The organism is Rhodococcus sp. MS13, from assembly GCF_013277835.1.
Classification (GTDB): domain Bacteria; phylum Actinomycetota; class Actinomycetes; order Mycobacteriales; family Mycobacteriaceae; genus Rhodococcus_F; species Rhodococcus_F erythropolis.
In genome coordinates, this window is the sequence record NZ_VBTL01000001.1 from 461,663 (window position 1) to 480,528 (window position 18,866).

The 18,866-nt window shown below is 63.0% G+C and carries 16 protein-coding genes; 5 read left to right on the forward strand and 11 right to left on the reverse strand.

The features are described from left to right. Positions 1-12: 12 nt before the first annotated feature. Positions 13-486 (reverse strand): ribose-5-phosphate isomerase, encoded by a 474-nt coding sequence (locus FEZ59_RS02065; protein ID WP_003944571.1) that lies wholly within the window; start codon positions 484-486, stop codon positions 13-15. A gap of 100 nt (positions 487-586) precedes the next feature. Here FEZ59_RS02065 and FEZ59_RS02070 point away from each other — a divergent pair, with 100 nt between their 5' ends. Then, positions 587-1,465: a M48 family metallopeptidase gene (locus FEZ59_RS02070; protein ID WP_172932161.1), complete on the forward strand. Its 879-nt coding sequence runs from the start codon at positions 587-589 to the stop codon at positions 1,463-1,465. Here the strand turns inward: FEZ59_RS02070 and FEZ59_RS02075 are convergent. Beyond that, positions 1,453-2,076 carry a DsbA family protein gene (locus FEZ59_RS02075; protein ID WP_003944541.1) on the reverse strand — a complete coding sequence of 208 codons (624 nt, stop codon included), beginning with the start codon at positions 2,074-2,076 and terminating at the stop codon, positions 1,453-1,455. The genes FEZ59_RS02070 and FEZ59_RS02075 overlap by 13 nt on opposite strands. A gap of 166 nt (positions 2,077-2,242) precedes the next feature. On the opposite strand from FEZ59_RS02075, the gene FEZ59_RS02080 reads away from it, so the two are divergent. Further along, the gene (locus tag FEZ59_RS02080) at positions 2,243-3,478 is read left to right on the forward strand and encodes an FAD-dependent oxidoreductase (protein ID WP_020908238.1); all 1,236 of its coding nucleotides are present in this window, start codon (positions 2,243-2,245) and stop codon (positions 3,476-3,478) included. A gap of 65 nt (positions 3,479-3,543) precedes the next feature. Beyond that, positions 3,544-6,123 (forward strand): aminopeptidase N, encoded by a 2,580-nt coding sequence (pepN, locus tag FEZ59_RS02085; protein ID WP_046378777.1) that lies wholly within the window; start codon positions 3,544-3,546, stop codon positions 6,121-6,123. A 71-nt stretch (positions 6,124-6,194) separates the two neighbouring features. Here the strand turns inward: pepN and FEZ59_RS02090 are convergent, their stop codons facing one another. From FEZ59_RS02090 to FEZ59_RS02100, 3 genes are all read right to left on the reverse strand, one after another. Further along, positions 6,195-6,674 carry a DUF5130 domain-containing protein gene (locus FEZ59_RS02090; protein ID WP_019749092.1) on the reverse strand — a complete coding sequence of 160 codons (480 nt, stop codon included), beginning with the start codon at positions 6,672-6,674 and terminating at the stop codon, positions 6,195-6,197. Further along, the gene (locus FEZ59_RS02095; protein WP_172932162.1) at positions 6,661-6,924 is read right to left on the reverse strand and encodes a hypothetical protein; all 264 of its coding nucleotides are present in this window, start codon (positions 6,922-6,924) and stop codon (positions 6,661-6,663) included. Before FEZ59_RS02095 ends, FEZ59_RS02090 begins: the two co-directional genes overlap by 14 nt. Before the next feature lie 118 nt (positions 6,925-7,042). Then, complete coding sequence (locus FEZ59_RS02100) at positions 7,043-7,588, reverse strand: HNH endonuclease (RefSeq protein ID WP_019749093.1); 546 nt, start codon at positions 7,586-7,588, stop codon at positions 7,043-7,045. Positions 7,589-7,923: 335 nt separating this feature from the next. On the opposite strand from FEZ59_RS02100, the gene FEZ59_RS02105 reads away from it, so the two are divergent. Further along, a complete protein-coding gene (locus tag FEZ59_RS02105; protein WP_003944464.1) occupies positions 7,924-8,331 on the forward strand; it encodes a globin in 408 nt (135 codons plus the stop codon). Between the two features lie 4 nt (positions 8,332-8,335). Here FEZ59_RS02105 and FEZ59_RS02110 read toward each other — a convergent pair whose 3' ends face one another. Beyond that, a complete protein-coding gene (locus tag FEZ59_RS02110; protein WP_021344735.1) occupies positions 8,336-8,770 on the reverse strand; it encodes a cupin domain-containing protein in 435 nt (144 codons plus the stop codon). 163 nt (positions 8,771-8,933) lie between these two features. On the opposite strand from FEZ59_RS02110, the gene FEZ59_RS02115 reads away from it, so the two are divergent. Continuing rightward, on the forward strand, positions 8,934-10,532 hold the full coding sequence (locus FEZ59_RS02115) for a glycoside hydrolase family 13 protein (protein WP_020970005.1): 1,599 nt from the start codon (positions 8,934-8,936) through the stop codon (positions 10,530-10,532). A 66-nt stretch (positions 10,533-10,598) separates the two neighbouring features. Here FEZ59_RS02115 and FEZ59_RS02120 read toward each other — a convergent pair whose 3' ends face one another. From FEZ59_RS02120 to ettA, 5 genes are all read right to left on the reverse strand, one after another. Beyond that, positions 10,599-11,285, reverse strand: a complete 687-nt coding sequence (locus tag FEZ59_RS02120) for a hypothetical protein (RefSeq protein WP_019749097.1) — start codon at positions 11,283-11,285, stop codon at positions 10,599-10,601. Next, positions 11,278-11,697: a thioesterase family protein gene (locus tag FEZ59_RS02125; protein ID WP_003944573.1), complete on the reverse strand. Its 420-nt coding sequence runs from the start codon at positions 11,695-11,697 to the stop codon at positions 11,278-11,280. Before FEZ59_RS02125 ends, FEZ59_RS02120 begins: the two co-directional genes overlap by 8 nt. After that, positions 11,694-16,541 carry an NAD-glutamate dehydrogenase gene (locus tag FEZ59_RS02130; RefSeq protein WP_172932163.1) on the reverse strand — a complete coding sequence of 1,616 codons (4,848 nt, stop codon included), beginning with the start codon at positions 16,539-16,541 and terminating at the stop codon, positions 11,694-11,696. The genes FEZ59_RS02125 and FEZ59_RS02130 overlap by 4 nt, the downstream gene beginning before the upstream one ends. 99 nt (positions 16,542-16,640) lie before the next feature. Next, positions 16,641-17,060, reverse strand: coding sequence for a thioesterase family protein (locus FEZ59_RS02135; protein WP_172932164.1), 420 nt, complete (start codon positions 17,058-17,060; stop codon positions 16,641-16,643). A gap of 4 nt (positions 17,061-17,064) precedes the next feature. Further along, entirely contained in the window at positions 17,065-18,744 is a 1,680-nt protein-coding gene (gene ettA, locus FEZ59_RS02140; protein ID WP_007730925.1) for an energy-dependent translational throttle protein EttA, read from the reverse strand. Between the last annotated feature and the right edge of the window lie 122 nt (positions 18,745-18,866).

Consider the following 18,866-nt stretch of genomic DNA (forward strand, 5'->3'; position numbering starts at 1 on the left):
ACAACTTTCGGATCAGGCTTGCGGCAGAGCCGGTGCGACGCCGGTCTTCTCGTACTCGGACAAGATGTCGATACGACGCTGATGACGCTCTTCACCCGACCATGCGGTGGCGAGGAAAGCGTCGACGATGGCGAGTGATTCCTCGAGGGAATGCATACGTCCACCGATGCCGATCAGCTGAGCGTTGTTGTGCTCGCGGGCCAGCTTCGCCGTTTCGACGCTCCAAGCGAGAGCGCACCGTGCGCCGGGAACCTTGTTCGCGGCGATCTGCTCACCGTTGCCACTGCCACCCAGGACGATTCCCAGGCTGCCCTCGTCGGCAACGACGCGCTTTGCGGCTTCGATGCAGAATGCCGGGTAGTCGTCCACGGCGTCGTACTCGTGAGCACCACAGTCGATGGCCTCGTGGCCGTTCGCTTTGAGGTGTTCGATGATCTCGTTCTTACGTTCGAATCCGGCATGGTCGGCACCCAGGTATACGCGCATGGCGACAATTCTCTCAGGCCCGACCAGCCGGGCGCACCCGGGTCGACGTCACACTTTCAGGAACACGCATCGCCGCGCGAGCGCACCTATCGTGGTGCCCATGTACCCCGTCAACGGCCAGGCCGCTGCACCCGCCGTTCGTGTGTCACCAGGCAGTGACGCAGTTCGCCACCCGTGGGAAATCCCGCTACTCGTGCTCGCCGTTCTGACGACAGTCGTCACCTATGTGGTGGCGATCGTTCTGATCGCTGCGGGTGATCTGTCGACGTGGATCCTCGTGGTGCTCGCGGCTCCGATCCTGCTGTTCCTCGCGCGAGGTCAGCTGTACGGATCGCAGCAGGTCAACGGAATCAAGATGACGCCTTCGCAATTTCCCGAGGGGTATCGGCTGGTCGCCGAGGCTGCGGCACGATTCGGCATGAAAACTCCGCCGGATGCCTACGTCGTGCTGGGGAACGGACGGATCAATGCATTTGCGTCAGGGCACGGATTTCGGCGTTTCGTCGTCGTCTACAGCGACCTGTTCGAGGTCGGTGGGCAGGCCCGCGAGCCCGATGCGCTCGCATTCATCATCGGTCACGAGGTCGGCCACATCGCTGCTGGGCATGCGTCGTACTGGCGCCAGTGGGGACAGTTCGCGTCGAACTACATTCCGGTGATCGGATCTTCGCTGTCGCGTTCCATGGAGTACACGGCAGACAACTTCGGTTTTCACATGCGCCCACAGGGCGCACCGGGCGCCATGGGTGTCCTCGGCGCCGGAAAGTATCTCGTGGGTCTGGTCGGGTTCGACGAACTCGCCGATCGCGCGACACTCGAATCCGGTTTCTTCCCGTGGTTCGTCAACATCTTGTCGTCGCATCCGGTGCTGACCTGGCGTGCGGCCGCGCTTCGCAACCGCACGCACTCAGGGCATCTGTTCTTCCGGCCCGGTCAGCTCTACCGAAATCAGGCGCCCACTACCGCTCAGTCGAACTGAGGATCCTCGTTGCGGGTCCGCTTGAGCTCGAAGAAGTGCGGGTAGCCGGCCAGCGCGACGGCGCCGTCCCACACCTTGCCTGCATCCTCGCCGCGCGGGATACGTGACAGCACGGGACCGAAGAACGCCACGCCGTTGACATGGATCGTCGGGGTTCCGACGTCGGGTCCGACGGCGTCCATGCCCTTGTGGTGGCTCTCACGCAGTGCCTCGTCGTACTTGTCGGTGTCGGCAGCCTCGGCCAGCTCGGGCGGCAGTCCGACCTCGGCGAGCGACGACTTGATGACGTCGGCGAAGTCCTTGTTGCCCTCGTTGTGAATCTTCGTACCCATGGCCGTGTACAGCGGCAGCAGGATCTCGTCACCCTTCAGCTGCGCTGCAGCGATAGCGACGCGGACCGGGCCCCAGGCCTTGGTCATCATCTCGCGGTACTCGTCGGGGAGGTCGCGGCCCTCGTTGAGAACCGCAAGGCTCATCACGTGGAACTTGGCCTCGATGTCGCGTACCTGCTGGGCCTCGAGAATCCAGCGCGAGGTGATCCAGCACCACGGGCAGAGCGGGTCGAACCAGAAGTCAGCAGTGTCCGTGGTCTTACTCGAGGTTGCGCTCACGAAGAAACTCCCTATCAGTTCTTGTCGGTCAGGTTCTGTCAGTTCGGGGACATACTCCCGTTCTGCCAACAATCATGAACCCGTAATCCTTCCCGCGCTTTCCCCCGAACCACCTTCCGTTCGCAGTAGTGTCGAAAAGAAACGAGTACGAAGGAGTGGTTCAGTAATGAGCACCAACCGGAGATTCGTGATCGTCGGCGGCGGGCTCGCGGGCGCAAAGATCGCAGAAGCCCTGCGTGACAGAGATTTCGACGGTGAGATCACCGTATTGAGCGAAGAAGACCACCTTCCGTACGAGCGGCCGCCGCTGTCGAAAGAGTTCTTCGCAGGCAAGAAGACACTCCCCGAATTCACCGTCCACGACGGCGAGTGGTTCCGCGACCATCACATCGATCTTCGTCCGGGAACGACGGCAACGGCCATCGACCCCGCTGCGCACACCGTGTCACTTCCGGACGGTTCCACGATCAGCTACGACAAGCTCGCCTTGGCCACCGGCTCACGTTCGCGGCGCCTCGACATCCCGGGGTCCGACGCCGAGGGCGTTCACTACGTGCGAACAGTCGATCAAGCCGCTGCGCTACTGCGCACCCTGGCCGCCGACAAGAAGCTCGTCGTGATCGGTGCCGGCTGGATCGGTCTCGAAATTGCCGCGTCGGCTCGCGGTTTCGACGTCGATGTCACCGTGCTCGAGCATGCCGGCCTTCCGCTCGAATCGACCCTGGGCCCGGAAATGGGTGAGGTCTTCGCCGCTCTGCACCGCCAGAACGGCGTCGACTTGCGCACTGGCACGGACGTCAGCGCAATCTCTGTCGACGGCGATCACGCCGCCGGCGTCACTTTGAGCGACGGCACCGTGATTCCGGCCGACGCCGTGTTGATTGCTGTCGGCGCGTTGCCGAACACCGAGTTGGCGTCGGAGGCGGGTATCGACGTCGACAACGGAGTTCTCGTCGACGCCGGTCTGCAGAGCAGCGACCCCGACGTCGTTGCAGTAGGCGACATCGCGGCCGCACAGCATCCGATTCTGAATGCACGAATTCGGGTGGAGCACTGGGCAAACGCACTCAACCAACCCGAGACGGCCGCAGACACCATGTTGGGTCGGCCCGCCGAGTACGTGCGCATGCCGTATTTCTTCACCGATCAGTACGACCTCGGAATGGAATACGTGGGTCACGCGCCGCACGGCGGCTACTCCCGTGTCGTCACTCGCGGCGATGTCGACAAGCGCGAGTTCCTGGCCTTCTGGCTCGATTCCGCGAACAAGGTGCTCGCCGGCATGAACGTGAACATCTGGGATGCCGGTGACGCCATCAAGGAATTGGTCGCCTCTTCGCGTCCCGTCGATCCGGAACGGCTGGCCGATCCGGAGATTCCGCTGGCAGAAGTGTCCGCTTGAGTAGAGCCGTTCTCTTCGTGATGGGATGGACGTAATAGATCCGCACCATCTACGAGGAGATCTTTGTGGTCGCACCGAACCTGACACGCGAAACCGCAGCGAAACGGTCAGCAATCCTGACCGTCGAGAACTACCTGATCGAACTCGATCTCACGGACGGCAACGACGCACCCGGCGAGGAGACGTTCTCTTCGAAGACCACCGTCACGTTCACGGCTACGGCCGGAGCAAGCAGCTTCATCGACATCGTCGCGGCCCGAGTCCATTCCGCGGTCCTCAACGGCACCGCACTCGACGTCTCCGACTACGACGAGTCGACGGGCATCAGCCTTCCCGACCTCGCTGCCGACAACGAGTTGGTCATCGAGGCCGATTGCATCTACTCCCACACCGGCGAGGGACTGCACCGATTCGTCGACCCGACCGATGACGCCGTCTACCTCTACTCACAGTTCGAGACGGCTGACGCCAAGCGCATGTTCGCGTGCTTCGATCAGCCCGATCTGAAGGCCACGTTCGACGTCCGCGTCACCGCTCCCACGTCGTGGAAGGTCATCTCCAACTCCGCGGTCGTCGAGACCCTCGCCGCCGATCCCGGCAAGCACGTTTTCCGGACCACCCCGAAGATGAGCACGTACCTGGTGGCGCTCATCGCCGGTCCCTACGCGCAGTGGACCGACAACTACTCCGACGAGCACGGCGACATCCCGCTCGGAATCTTCTGCCGCGCTTCGCTGGCCGAGTTCATGGACGAGGAGCGGCTTTTCACCGAGACCAAGCAGGGATTCGACTTCTACCACCGCAACTTCGGTGTTCCTTATGCCTTCGGCAAGTACGACCAGCTCTTCGTCCCCGAATTCAATGCGGGCGCGATGGAGAATGCCGGCGCCGTGACCTTCCTCGAGGACTACGTCTTCCGCTCCAAGGTGACCCGCTACTCGTACGAGCGTCGTGCCGAGACGGTGCTGCACGAAATGGCGCACATGTGGTTCGGCGACCTCGTCACGATGGCGTGGTGGGACGACCTGTGGCTCAACGAGTCGTTCGCGACCTTCGCTTCGGTCCTGTGCCAGACCGAGGCCACGGAGTACACGAACGCCTGGACGACGTTCGCCAACGTCGAGAAGTCGTGGGCATACCGCCAGGATCAGTTGCCGTCGACGCACCCGATTGCCGCGGACATTCCGGACTTGGCTGCCGTCGAGGTCAACTTCGACGGCATCACCTACGCGAAGGGCGCCAGCGTCCTCAAGCAGTTGGTCGCATACGTCGGACTCGAGCCGTTCCTCGCCGGACTGCGTGAGTACTTCCGTGAGCACGCATTCGGAAACGCAACATTCGACGATCTGCTGGGCTCACTCGAAAAGTCCTCGGGCCGTGACCTTTCCGACTGGGGTCGGCAGTGGCTCAAGACCACCGGTTTGAACATCCTGCGCCCCGACTTCGATGTCGACGCAGACGGAAAGTTCACCCGCTTCGCCGTTCTGCAGGACGGTGCGGCACCAGGCGCCGGCGAGCGGCGAATCCACCGGATCGCCATCGGCATCTACGACGACGTCGACGGCAAGTTGGTGCGAAGCCATCGCGTCGAACTCGACCTCGATGCTGTGGAAAGCACTGATGTCCCCGAACTTGTCGGCGTCGCCCGCGGTGCACTCGTGTTGGTCAACGACGACGATCTCACCTACGGCTCCGTGCGACTCGATCCCGAATCGTTGGCGACGGCGATCGAGCGGGTCGGCGACATCACCGACTCACTCCCCCGCACCCTGGTCTGGTCGGCGGCGTGGGAAATGACCCGTCAGGCCGAACTGAAGGCACGCGACTTCGTCGCACTGGTCGAGCGCGGCATCAGTTCGGAGACCGAAGTCGGTGTGGTGCAACGTCTCTTGCTCCAAGCCCAAACCGCCATCGGCTCCTACGCAGATCCGGCCTGGGCCGAGGCCGAAGGTGCGGCGAGCTTCGCCAATCGGTTGCTCGAACTCGCACGTGAGGCAGAGGCCGGGTCCGACCACCAGCTGGCATTCGTCAACGCACTCACCGGTGCAGCACTCTCCCCGTGGCACACCGAGGTACTGCGCGAATTGCTCGACGCCGATCCCTCCACCGTTGGGCTCGACGGCCTGATCGTCGACACGGACCTGCGCTGGCGCATCGTCGGGGCACTGGCAGCTGCCGGTGAGATCGACGCCGAAGGAACCGCAACTCCGTTCATCGACGCCGAAGCCCAGCGTGACCCGACCGCTGCGGGCGCTCGTCAGGCCGCGGCGGCCGCGGCCGGACGTCCGCAGGCCGCTGTCAAGGAAGAGGTCTGGGCGAAGGTCGTCGGCGACGACTCGGTGCCCAACATCACCGCACGATCGATCATCGGCGGGTTCGCTCGCGAAGGCCAGGACGAATTGCTCGAACCCTTCGTCTCCCGTTACTTCGCCGACATCGCGGCGGTGTGGGAACGACGCTCGAGCGAAGTGGCACAGACCGTCGTCATCGGGCTGTACCCGGCGTGGTCGATCTCCGCAGAATCCGTCGCGGCGGCAGACCGATTCCTCGAAGGCGACATCCCTCCCGCGTTACGTCGTCTGGTCGTCGAAGGCCAGGCCGGTGTGGTTCGTTCACTCGCAGCACGAAAGTTCGACGCGAGCTGACATGCGAAAGGCCGGTGCCCGCGTCGATTCTCACGAATCGACGCGGGCACCGGCCTGTGTCTGACAAACAGTTACGGCGCTGAAATTGCGGCTGCCATAACGCGGATGGCACTGATCAGTCCGTCGATCAGGTTGCCTTCACTGAAGGATGCAACAGCTGCCGTTGCTCCGAGCTGGGTAACGCGATCAGTGACCCGATCGGCGATTGCCCGCCCGCTGCGTACCTCGACGGTGCGCTGGTTGGGCGAGACGGCGATCAGCACGGAACGCTCGGCTTCCGGCGTGGTCGGGAACAGTGCGTCGGCGCCCGCTGCCGGATCAGAACCGAGATCACCGATGTAGGCGTTGAATCGCACCTTGGTGGCCCGCGTCGCTTCGGTCATCGCGACGTCGAGCGCGACCAGATCCATGGTCTCGAACGGAAGATCGTCGGTGAACGGCTCGCCGATGCGGTGCACACCGGAAACGCGTCCGCTGGACGTGACGACGCTGCCGACGGGCAGGTCCTCGGGCGCTACTGCGAGCGCGGTCGAATGATCACCACTTGCCACTTGCGGACCCTCCGATCAGATCAGCCGAACCGACTTCGATTGCGTGTGCACTGCCGTGATGGCCACCGCGAACGGTGACTTCGTCGACAGCACTCCACAGCACGGGAGCGTGATCCCACGACTCACCGAGATGGAACGCCGGCGGAACCGGTCCCGGCGTCTTCTTCCCGAGGAAGGACGCAGCCGCGAAGAACGCGGTGATCAAGGCCGGAATCCCAACGTATATCAGTACTACCTCGAGAATGCTCACACCAGATAACGTAGCCCAGAACGCCAGGAAGGAAAGCGTCAGGGCCACAAATTCTCGGGCAATTTCGTTTCGGTGACGACAGAACGCCGCTCAGGCTGCGCCCACGCCGACACATAGCTCAGGCTGCGCCCACGCCGAGATACGGCATCCACGCCGGATGCAATTCCTTGGTCGCCGCGAGCAGACGCCAATGCGGACCGGACGGGGGAACCAATTCCGCACGGAGAGTCCATCCGAGTTCGCTGAGCATCTTGTCGGCCTTGCGGTGATTGCAGGGGGCACAGCACGCGACGCAGTTCTCCCACGAATGCCCGCCCCCTCGGCTGCGAGGAACGACGTGGTCGATGGTTTCGGCTTTGGCTCCGCAGTACGCACATCGGAAGTGGTCACGATGCATCAGTGCGGCACGAGTCATGGGGATGCGGGCGCGATACGGAACGCGCACGTAGGTGCGCAATCGAATGACCGAGGGAACCTGCACCGACCAGTCCGCAGAATGGACTACCGGGCCCTGTTCGTCCTCGTGGACGGTATCGGCCTTGCCGCAGGCCATCAGTACGACCGCGCGCCTGGCAGGAAGGGCGGTCAGCGGTTCGTACGTGACGTTGAGCAGTAGCACCCGACGTTTTACCCACTCGGGCACAACGCGATCGGGAGGGAACATCTCGAGGTGAGAATGCTCTTCGGAAAAGAGTGGGTCAGCAGTGTGCGCGAACCCGTCAGGAACAACTTCCAGAACAGCCCCTAACGCGTGGTCGTTCCGCGCGCTAGTGGGCTGGAGTTGTCGGTGATTGCGTGCAGCATGTCGGTTCTTCATACGACCTCCGGGAGACTGCCCCCAAGTTGACCACGGATGATCGCGTTACGCACTCCCATTTCGAACAAAATTGCCAGGACGGCCGGTGAATTTCCGGTGAATGGGTACGCATTCCGACCCGATGCAACCGTCGTCGACCCGGAAACCGACCACTACGGCCGTCAGGCACAATGGAACTTGCCATGAATGACGTACAGCACGACGTGCAGCAGACCTTCTACGACGCCGTCGGCGGAGCCGAGACGTTTCACAAGCTCACCGCGCGATTCTACGAAGAAGTCGCGAAGGACGAGGTTGTGCGCCCGCTCTACCCCGAGGCCGATCTCGGCCCGGCAGAGCGGCGGATGCGGATGTTCCTCGAGCAGTACTGGGGCGGGCCGCACACGTACTCGGAGGAGCGTGGGCATCCGCGTCTGCGGATGCGCCACAATCCTTTCGTGATCGGCCCGATCGAGCGTGATGCGTGGCTTCGGTGCATGCACGTCGCCATCGCGTCCATCGACGAGAAGACCCTAAGCCCGGTGCACCGCAAGCAGTTGATCGACTACATGGAGATGGCTGCTGCGTCCATGGTGAACTCCGCCATCTGACCGTTTACTTCGCCTTCGGCCTGAACACACGCGCGATCCGGCGGGCCGCTCGTACCCCGAACGACACCGTGGGATGTAGCGGAGAACTCAAGATTGCGTGCTTGCGCACGTACTCTTCGACCTCCCACTCCGACCAGCTGCCCGCCCGGAAGAGTGCGGCATCGCCGACGCCCAGGGTTCGTTTCGCGATTCCGTCGCCCTGAACGGTGACCGACCCTTCGATGATGTGCACGATTTCGTCCGCATGGAAGTACCAGCGGAAGCGCCCCTTCGTGCAATCCCAGACGTGCGTAGTCGTGGTCCCGTCTTTACTCGCCGACCATTGCGCCGACCGTGCAACCGGTGTGCCGAAGATTATCCAGTCACGGTTGATCGGATCATCGTCGAGCAGTACGTGATCCAAACTGACCGCTTCGATTGCCGACAAAGTCAAGGCCAAGCCCCCTTGGTTGAATTCTCGATACTTCTCCCCCGGCAGTAACACCAAAGTTGCCACATGGAGTCACCGCGTGAATGCAAAGTACACCAAGGCTAGGTAAAGAGTCACGCTTTTGCCGTGTCCAAGTCGTGAGAGTGCCAGACGTTTGGCACTATGAACTGCTGTGAGCACCCCCGCGGATTCGTCCTCTGTAAGCCGGCCCGAAGCCCCGTGGTGGAACGAGGCGGTCTTCTATCAGATCTATCCGCGTTCCTTTGCCGATTCGGGCAGTGACGGTATCGGCGACCTCGGCGGAGTCGAGGAGAAACTCGGCTACCTCGAGCTGCTCGGCATCGACGCGATCTGGTTGAGCCCGGTGATGAAGTCACCGATGGCAGACCACGGCTACGACGTCTCGGATCCTCGCGACATCGATCCCCTGTTCGGTGATCTGGCGACGATGGATTCGCTGATCACGTCGGCCCACGAGCGCGGAATCAAGGTCACCATGGACTTGGTCCCGAACCACACGAGTGATCAGCACGAGTGGTTCAAGGCAGCCCTGGCGTCGGCGCCCGGTTCTGCGGAGCGATCCCGCTACATCTTCCGAGACGGCAAAGGTGAAAAAGGCAACGAACCGCCGAACAACTGGCCGAGCATCTTCGGCGGCCCGGCATGGACCCGCGTCACCGAAGCCGACGGAACACCCGGCCAGTGGTACCTGCACATCTTCGCCAAGGAACAGCCGGACCTGAACTGGGACAACCCCGAGGTCTTCGACGACCTCGCCAAGACTCTGCGCTTCTGGCTCGAGCGCGGAATCGACGGATTCCGCATCGACGTGGCCCACGGAATGGCCAAGCCCGACGGTTTGCCGGACCACGACTGGGAGCTCAACGAGCTCATGCGCAATTCCGACGACGACCCGCGGTTCAACAATCCGGCAGTTCACGAAATCCACCGCGGCATCCGCAAGGTCATGGACGAGTTCCCGGAGGCGATGACCGTCGGCGAGATCTGGGTGAAGGACAACCAGAAGTTCGGCGAATACATCCGGCCAGACGAACTGCATCTCGGATTCAACTTCCGGCTTGCAGAAACCGAATTCTCCGCCGAGTCCGTCCGAGAGGCCGTGGAGAACTCCCTCGCGGCCGTCGCCGAGGTCGGGGGTGTGCCCACGTGGACACTGTCGAATCACGACGTCGAACGTGAAGTCACGCGCTACGGCGGGGGCGAGATCGGAACGCAACGCGCACGGGCGATGATCCTCGTCGAGTTGGCGCTTCCGGGCGCGAGCTTCATCTACAACGGAGCCGAACTCGGCCTGCCGAACGTCGACCTGCCCGACGATGCACTACAGGACCCGGTCTGGGAACGATCCGGACATGCCGAGCGAGGACGCGACGGCTGTCGAGTGCCCCTTCCCTGGGAAGGAACCGAGCCGCCTTTCGGATTCACCACCGGTGCGAGTACCTGGCTGCCGATGCCGGCCGAGTGGTCGACGCTCACCGTGGAGGCTCAGATCGAGGACGTCGACTCGATGCTCTCGCTGTATCGCGCCGCCCTCGAACTTCGTAGCGCCAGGCCGGAGTTTTCCGGCACCGACATCGATTGGTACGGCAGTCCCCCCGGCTGCCTCGCTTTCCGTCGACGCGGCGGTCTGATCTGTGCTCTCAACACCACGGAGGTGCCGATCGCACTGCCGAGCGGGCAGCTGCTGTTGAGCAGCGCACCACTCGTCGACGGTCAGTTGCCCGTCAACGCTGCGGCGTGGCTGATCTGACCGAACACTCTCGCACGTCGTCAGGCGGCGGCCCCATCGCGCTGGTGGTGGCCGTCGCCTGAACTCCTACCGCGCAACCATCAGCGGTATCGAACCACCGCGGTGACGGTAGATCGAACCAAACCGTGCATCGAGGCGCACCCACGATCGACTCGCCCGCACCCGAACCAGTTCCGACGCGTCGATCTGTTCGAGATCGATGTCCGCAGTCATCGCTTCGGATCCGGCGTGCGGAACGAATCCCATTGCGGTCAAGGCAAAAATAACTCGCATCGAGATCCCGACCGTGCCTGACGGACCACTGACCTCGAGCACGTCCTGATCGAGCAACGACGCCGGCGGCCCGTGACTACTTCCATGCTCGAGCGCCAAGGCGTTGCCCCGTTGCGCCAGTTCGATCAACACCCGGGCGGGTACGTCGTCCAGGTGCTCGAAGCCGTCCATCGGCGGCAACGCCCCACGCCACGCCGAATCCATGGCGAACCCCGGATCGATCAGCTCACCTGTTGCCTGCTCCACCGCCGAGAGCAACTGATCGCCGGCAGCCGACGTGTCGTCAGGGTTGATGGTGCCCGCCACGGTTCGCGTCGCCAGAGCGTCGAAACCCGTTGACGCCCAGACGCTCAGGTGCGCATCGCCGCGTCGACGCATTCGGATGACCGCGGACTCGTCCAAACGCAAGGCGTGACCGATGAAGCCGGCCAAGTTCTTTCGCTCGGCCTCCTCGGGCACGGTCAGGACACGTTCATGCACGTTGCCAGCTCTCCAAGTACTCCCGCTCGGGCCCGCTGAGGCGGCGCAGACGTTGAGTGTCGATATCGAAAGCCGCGATCTGAGTCGATGCCACGATGGACGGCGGAACGCTGAGATCGGCGCCGCGGGGGCGAACCTCGTACGCGATGGTGAAGTCCACCGCGCGAACCTTTTCCACCCACATGAAGACATCGAGCGGTGAATCGTCGTGCCGCAGTTGCCCGCGGTACCGCACATGGAGATCGGCAATCACAGCCCCGTCACGCAGGGTGACCGTCGGGCGCGAGTCTTCGAACAACCAAGGAATCCTCGCCTCTTCGAGCAACGTCACCATCCGTGCGTGGTTGATGTGCTGGAAGGCATCCATGTCGGACCACCGAACCACAACTTCGGCGTGGAATCCTTCGCTCAACGTCCTACCTCCGATCGGGTGCCCATGCTGCGCACCATGCTACGAACCTGACGCGCCGCCACCGAGAGCGTCGCGAGGTCAAGCGTCCCAGACTCGAAGATCTCGACGAGAGCTGCCCTCGCCCGACTCAGCCGCGAGGCGTTGGTCGATTCCCATTCGTCGATCTTCTCCTGCGGCGACTCCCCCGGCTCGCCGCCGGCCAGAACCTCCATCGTCAGCTGCCGCAGCGAACTGTAGAGGTCGTCTCGCAACGCGAGCCGAGCAAGCGAGTGCCAGCGATCGCCGCGCTCGAGTCCCGAGACCGCGCTCAGCAGCCAGTCGATTCCCAGATGCGCGTCCAAGGCGTAGTACAGCTCCGCGACTTCGGTGATGTCGTGATCGGCGATGTCGGCGATATCCGCGATGTCGAGCAGGCAGTAGACGTCGAGCAGTCGGAACACGTCCAGCGCCAACGCTTCCGGAGCCCCGCGATCGATCACGGATTGAGCGCGCACGAGCAGATCGTCGAGCTGGTGGCCGGCGAGCAGCCCCGGAACCAGCGGCGCCGTCGCCCGATACGCTGCCGAGTAGCGCGCAACTTCGGCGCCGACCGCGATCGGCTGGGGCCGATTGGCCAGGAACCACCGCGACGCGCGGTCGAGCAAGCGGCATGACTCCACGATCAGCTCGTTTTCGATCTCTGCACTGACGCCGGCCGAGCGGATTCGCGACCACACCTCGTCGAGCGCAAAGACCTCTCGCACAGCGGCGTAGGCACGGATCGAGTCGGTACTGCTCGCTCCGGTCTCCTCGGCCAAGCGGTAGGCGTACGTGATTCCGCCGTTGTCGATCACTTCGTTCACGAGCATCGTCGCGACGATCTGCCGCCGCAACGGGTGTGCCTTGATCTCCGTTTCGAACCGATCGCGAACAGCGGTCGGGAAGTACTGCGGGATCTGCTGGGCGAAGAAATCGTTGTCCGGCAACTCGGTTGCGAGCAGATCGTCCTTGAGTGAAAGCTTCACGTGCGCCGTCAGCGTCGCCAATTCCGGCGACGTCAGACCCACACCGGCCTCGAGTCGACGCTCGATCTCCTTGTCGGTCGGCAACGCCTCGAGCTTGCGGTCAAGGCCACGTGCCTTGGTCAGATCCGTCAACTGACGGCGGTGAACACCGAGCATCTGCGGCGCGGTCACGCGGGAGATTCCGAGCAGCGCGTTCTGGGCGATGTTGTCCGCCAACACCAGCGCCGCCACGTCGTCGGTCATCGACGCCAGCAACGGATTCCGTTCCTGAGTCGGCAGTAACTGCGAACGCACGAGCGAATCGAGAAGGATCTTGATGTTCACTTCGTGATCGGAGCAGTCGACGCCGGCCGAGTTGTCGATGGCGTCGGTGTTGATGTGACCGCCGTTGGCGCTGAACTCGATTCGTCCCAGAGCAGTCACGCCGAGGTTGCCGCCCTCACCGATCACCTTGACTCGTAGGTCTTGACCGTCGACTCGCACCGCGTCGTTGCTCTTGTCTCCGACCTGCGCGTTCGTCTCGGTCGAAGCCTTGACGTATGTACCGATTCCGCCGTTCCACAGCAGATCCACCGGTGCCGACAGAATCGCCTGCATCAATTCCGGCGGCGACAGCTTCGTGACCCCCTCGGCCAGACCCAGTGCGATTCTGACGCTTTCGGCGATCGGAACCGACTTGACCGTGCGGTCCCAGACGCCGCCACCTTCACTGATCAGGCTCTTGTCGTAGTCGGCCCACGACGACCGTGGCAACTCGAAAAGTCGTTGACGTTCGACGAACGAGCTCGCTGCATCCGGGTTCGGATCGAGGAAGATGTGTCGATGGTCGAACGCGCCCACCAGACGGATGTGCCGACTGAGGAGCATTCCGTTGCCGAACACGTCTCCGCTCATGTCGCCGACGCCTACCGTCGTGAAATCCTGCGTCTGCGTGTCGACTCCGAGTTCGCGGAAGTGCCGCTTGACGCTTTCCCAGGCGCCGCGAGCGGTGATTCCCATGCCCTTGTGGTCGTATCCCACGGAGCCACCGGAGGCAAACGCATCGCCGAGCCAGAAGTCGTACTTGGCGGCAACCGAATTCGCGAGATCCGAGAACGTCGCCGTGCCCTTGTCCGCGGCGACCACCAGGTAGCGATCCTGATCGTCCTTGCGCACCACTCGATCCGGCGTCACAACTTCGCCGGTAGCCGCGTGCACGTTGTCCGTGATGTCGAGCAATCCGGAGATGAACGTGGTGTAGCAGGCCTTGCCCGTTTCCAGCGTCGCCGTTCGATCAGCCGCCGGATCACCCGTCGGCAGAGGCGGATTCTTCACGACGAAGCCGCCCTTGGCGCCGACCGGCACGATCACCGCGTTCTTGACGGCCTGAGCCTTCACCAAGCCGAGCACCTCGGTGCGGAAATCCTCGCGCCGGTCGGACCAGCGGAGTCCGCCGCGCGCTACTGCGCCGAATCGCAGGTGGACGCCTTCGACCTCGGGTGAGTACACGTAGATCTCGAAAGCCGGCCGCGGCTTGGGCAACTCGCTGATCCGCGAGGGATCGAGCTTGACCGACAGGTAGTCGCGAGAGCGGCCATCGGCGTCGACGACGTAGAAATTGGTACGCAAGGTCGCCTTCACCAAGGAGAACATTCCACGCAGAATGCGATCGGCATCCAAGCTGAGTACCTCGTCGATGGACGCACGCAACTGCTCGTCCAATTCGGCGACGCGGATGTCGTCCTGCTTCTCGGGGTCGAACATCGCCTCGAACAACTGCACCAATGCAAACGCGGTCTGCGGGTGCGTAAGCGCGATTCCTTCGATGTGGAACTGACTGTACGGAAATGTGGCCTGGCGCAGATACTTTGCGTAAGCACGCAGCACCACGGCTTGCCGCCAGGACATTCCGGCCCGCAGCACCAACTCGTTGAATCGGTCAGCTTCTGCCCGGCCGAACCAGACTGCACCGAATGCAGCCGTGAATCGCTTCTGGACCTCGGTCAGCGGGGCGGTGCTGGTCTCGAGTGGCACCTGCGCATCGAGGTCGATCTCGACCGACGCCCGAAGATCCGCCGGTACCGACAATCCGAAATCGTAGATCCAGCACTGAACGCCGTCGAGTCGCTGCACGACGTGCGGCCGCTCGTCGAGAACTTCGACGCCGAGTGACTGCAGCACCGGTAGCACCTGACTCAGCGAGATACCGTCGCCGCCGACGAAGAGCGTGAAGCGCCAGGCACCGGGCGCGGAGTCCACAGCGCGATAGAGCAGTACGTCGATCGCGCCTGGCGCCAACGCCTCGAGCCTGGCGATGTCGGCCAGCGCGCGTGACGGCTCGAAGTCCTCCTTGTATCCATCGGGAAGTAACCGCGAATACCGTTGCACCAGTTCCGGATCCACACCCGGAATGTCGCGAACAAGGTCGTTGATGCGGTCGTCCCAGCTACGACTGACTTCGGTCAGCAGGGCCTGAACTCGCTCGCGGTTGGCCTCGGAGACATCCAGATGAACCGGCTCACTGTCCGGATCGCGCCGGATCGTCACGTGCAACAGCGCAAGATCGTTCTCGGTAACCCGGGCGGTGTAATCGACTGTGCCTGGTCCGAATTCGCGCCACAACAGGTTTTGCATCGCCAGTCGCACCCGCGTCGTATACCGGTCGCGAGGCAGATACACCAAGCAGGATACGAACCGTCCGAACGTGTCCTCGCGGACGAAGAGTCGCACCTGTCGACGCAGCCCGATGCTGTGCACGGCGTGGACGGTCTCGAACAAGGTCTCGGCATCGCTCGAGAACAACTCGGTGCGCGGGAAGGACTGGATGACCTCGAGCATCGCCTGCCCGGAGTACGAATGCAGGTCGACACCGGCACGCGCGATGACTTCGCGGACGCGGCGCTCGATCAGGGGAATCGCGAGAACGTTCTCGTGGAGTGCGACCACGGTGAACACACCCAGGAATCTGTGCTCCCCCACGATGTTTCCGCTGTCGTCGAGGATCGAGACACCCACGAAGTACGGGTAGACAGCGCGGTGCACCGTGGCGGGGAACGATCCCTGTGTCAGCACCAGAAGCGGTCGATCCGGGAGATCTGCGACGGGAGGCAAACTCATCGGGCCTTCGGTGACCGCGTCGGAGCGCAGCACGCCGAGCCCGCTGCCGGCGACCGTGCGCGAGCCGTCCTTCGTGCCCTCGAATCGCCGGTATCCGAGTACGGCGTAGTTTCCGTCCGCCATCCACCGGAGCAGCCGAGCGGTATCGGAGAATTCTTCGGGGGTGATCCTCCCGGAGGCAGTTTCTGCAGCACTCTCCAACTCGTCGGCAACGCGCAGTTGCAGTGCCTTCATGTCCGGGGTGTCACCAACCACCTGGCGGACGTCCGCGAGCACTTTGCCGAGGTGGGCTTCGATCGCGTCGAGATCGGAATCCTCGACTTCGGAGTCCAACTGGACGTGCATCCAGGATTCTTGGATACCGCTGTCGCCCAAGGAAATCAGATTGCCCGCGTTGTCGCGTTCAACCGTCAGGATCGGATGGGCGAATTGACTGATTCCCACGCCTTGTCGGTTGAGCATCGCGGTAACGGACTCGACGAGCAACGACATGTCGTCGGTGACGATCTGGACGGCAGCGCCGAGACCCTCGGATCCTGACGGGCGGTACACACGCCATACGGCCGTGCCTGGCGTCCGCTGCCTCCCGAGCGCGAGATGCGCGAGCAGGACTCGATCCGATCGACCGTTGATGACATCGTCGCTGTCACCCTCGTCGATGTGCGTGAAAAAGGCCTCGCGAAGACGCGTCAACAACGTCGCTTCGTCGAGGCCTGTGCCCTGCTGCCGTACACGGTCTGTCATTCCTGGCTCACATCCTTGTGGGTTCTGATCGCCGCGACCAATCTCTGACTCGAGACTAGCCGCGGCAACCAGTACCTAGGGTGAACTGAGAAACGAAATCTACGATGTCGTCATCTGAACAAGCGATGCTTCGAGCACCGCACGTTCGCTGTCCGCCAGCGGTCTGGACTTTTCGGACACGGTGTCGAATCCGACCATCAACGCGTCGCCGAAGGCGCATTCGGCACCCGCGTTGTCACGGATGACGTGCCGAACCGTGAACGAGGAAGTCCCGACGTGAGTCGTGAAGATCTCCACGTTCAACGGACCGGACCGATCGGTGACCGGCTTGAGGAACTCGATGGTCATCTTTCGAACCACGAGGTATCCCGGCCGGCCGCCGAGCGGCGCCAGTTTCGCTTCCAGGAACTGGATGCGAGCTTCCTGCATGTACTCGACGTAACGCGTGTTGTTGACGTGACCCAACCGGTCGGAATCGCCCCACCGGACCTGGATCTGCGCTGTGTATACGTCGGACACCGGATCAGTCCCTGGTGAGCTTGCGGTGAGTCACGCGGTGCGGGCGTGCGGCGTCGGGGCCGAGTCGCTCGACCTTGTTCGCCTCGTAGCCCTCGAAGTTGCCCTCGTACCAGTACCAAGCTGCCTCGTTGTCGCCGAAGCCACCTTCCCACGCGAGGATGTGGGTACAGGTCCGGTCCAGGAACCAGCGATCGTGCGAGATCACGACGGCGCAGCCGGGGAACTCTTCGAGAGCGTTCTCCAGCGAGCCGAGGGTTTCGACGTCGAGGTCGTTGGTGGGCTCATCGAGCAGGATCAGGTTGCCGCCCTGCTTGAGCGTCATCGCCAGGTTCAGGCGGTTGCGCTCACCACCGGAGAGGACGCCGGCCGGCTTCTGCTGATCGTGGCCCTTGAAACCGAACGAGCTGATGTACGCGCGCGAGGGGAACTCGGTCTGGCCGACGACGATGAAATCGAGTCCGTCGGACACGGTCTCCCAGACCGTCTTCTTGGGGTCGATTCCGGAACGGTTCTGGTCGACGTAGCTCAGCTTGACCGTCTGACCGATCTTGACCTCACCGGCGTCAGGCTCCTCGAGACCGACGATGGTCTTGAACAGCGTCGTCTTACCGACGCCATTGGGGCCGATGACGCCGACAATTCCGTTGCGCGGCAACGTGAACGAAAGATCCTTGATCAGCACGCGGCCGTCGAATCCCTTGTCGAGGTTCGAGACCTCCACGACCACGTCACCCAGGCGCGGCGGTGCCGGGATCTGGATCTCGTCGAAGTCGAGTTTGCGGGTCTTCTCGGCTTCGTTCGCCATTTCCTCGTAGCGATCGAGACGAGCCTTGTTCTTGGCCTGGCGGGCCTTGGCGCCGGAACGAACCCATGCGAGCTCGTCCTTGAGGCGCTTCTGCAGCTTCTGATCCTTCTTGCCGGCAACTTCGAGGCGTGCAGCCTTCTGCTCCAGGTAGGTGGAGTAGTTGCCCTCGTACGGGTACAGGCGTCCGCGGTCGACTTCACAGATCCACTGCGCGACGTGATCGAGGAAGTAACGATCGTGGGTCACGGCGAGGATTGCGCCGGGGTAAGCAGCGAGGTGCTGCTCGAGCCACAGGACAGATTCGGCGTCGAGGTGGTTGGTGGGCTCATCGAGGAGCAGGAGGTCGGGCTTGCTCAGCAGCAGCTTGCAGAGCGCAACGCGTCGCTTCTCACCACCGGAGAGGTGGGTGACCATCTCTTCCGGCGGGGGGCAGCGCAGGGCGTCCATAGCCTGCTCGAGCTGCGAGTCGATCTCCCACGCGTCTGCGTGATCGAGCTTCTCCTGCAGTTCGCCCATCTCTTCCATGAGCTCGTCGGAGTAATCCGTGGCCATCAGCTCGGCGATCTCGTTGTACCGCTTGAGCTGGACCATCGTCTCTCCGAGACCGTCCTCGACGTTCTCGCGAACCGTCTTGGTCTCGTCGAGCTCCGGCTCCTGCATGAGGATGCCGACGGTCGCGCCCGGAGCCAGGAATGCCTCGCCGTTGCCCGGCTGGTCCAGTCCGGCCATGATCTTGAGGATGCTGGATTTACCAGCGCCGTTCGGTCCGACGACACCGATCTTCGCGCCGGGGTAAAAGCTCATCGTGACGTCATCGAGGATGACCTTGTCACCGTGCGCCTTGCGCACCTTCTTCATCGTGTAAATGAACTCAGCCATGACCGCCAGCCTATCGGTGTTTGTCCTATAACCCACATTGCGCGTTGACGCTCACACCGATGCGGGTTCTGCGGACAGTCCGAGGTCACCGACCAGATTCGCCGACACGCTCATCGACCCCC

What these genes read in the sequence shown, in the direction of transcription:
- FEZ59_RS02065 (WP_003944571.1), bottom strand. Translation starts at nt 486, where the DNA reads ATGCGCGTATACCTGGGTGCCGACCATGCCGGATTCGAACGTAAGAAC.
- FEZ59_RS02070 (WP_172932161.1), top strand. Translation starts at nt 587, where the DNA reads ATGTACCCCGTCAACGGCCAGGCCGCTGCACCCGCCGTTCGTGTGTCA.
- FEZ59_RS02080 (WP_020908238.1), top strand. Translation starts at nt 2,243, where the DNA reads ATGAGCACCAACCGGAGATTCGTGATCGTCGGCGGCGGGCTCGCGGGC.
- FEZ59_RS02100 (WP_019749093.1), bottom strand. Translation starts at nt 7,588, where the DNA reads ATGTTCCCTCCCGATCGCGTTGTGCCCGAGTGGGTAAAACGTCGGGTG.
- FEZ59_RS02105 (WP_003944464.1), top strand. Translation starts at nt 7,924, where the DNA reads ATGAATGACGTACAGCACGACGTGCAGCAGACCTTCTACGACGCCGTC.
- FEZ59_RS02130 (WP_172932163.1), bottom strand. Translation starts at nt 16,541, where the DNA reads ATGACAGACCGTGTACGGCAGCAGGGCACAGGCCTCGACGAAGCGACG.
- ettA (WP_007730925.1), bottom strand. Translation starts at nt 18,744, where the DNA reads ATGGCTGAGTTCATTTACACGATGAAGAAGGTGCGCAAGGCGCACGGT.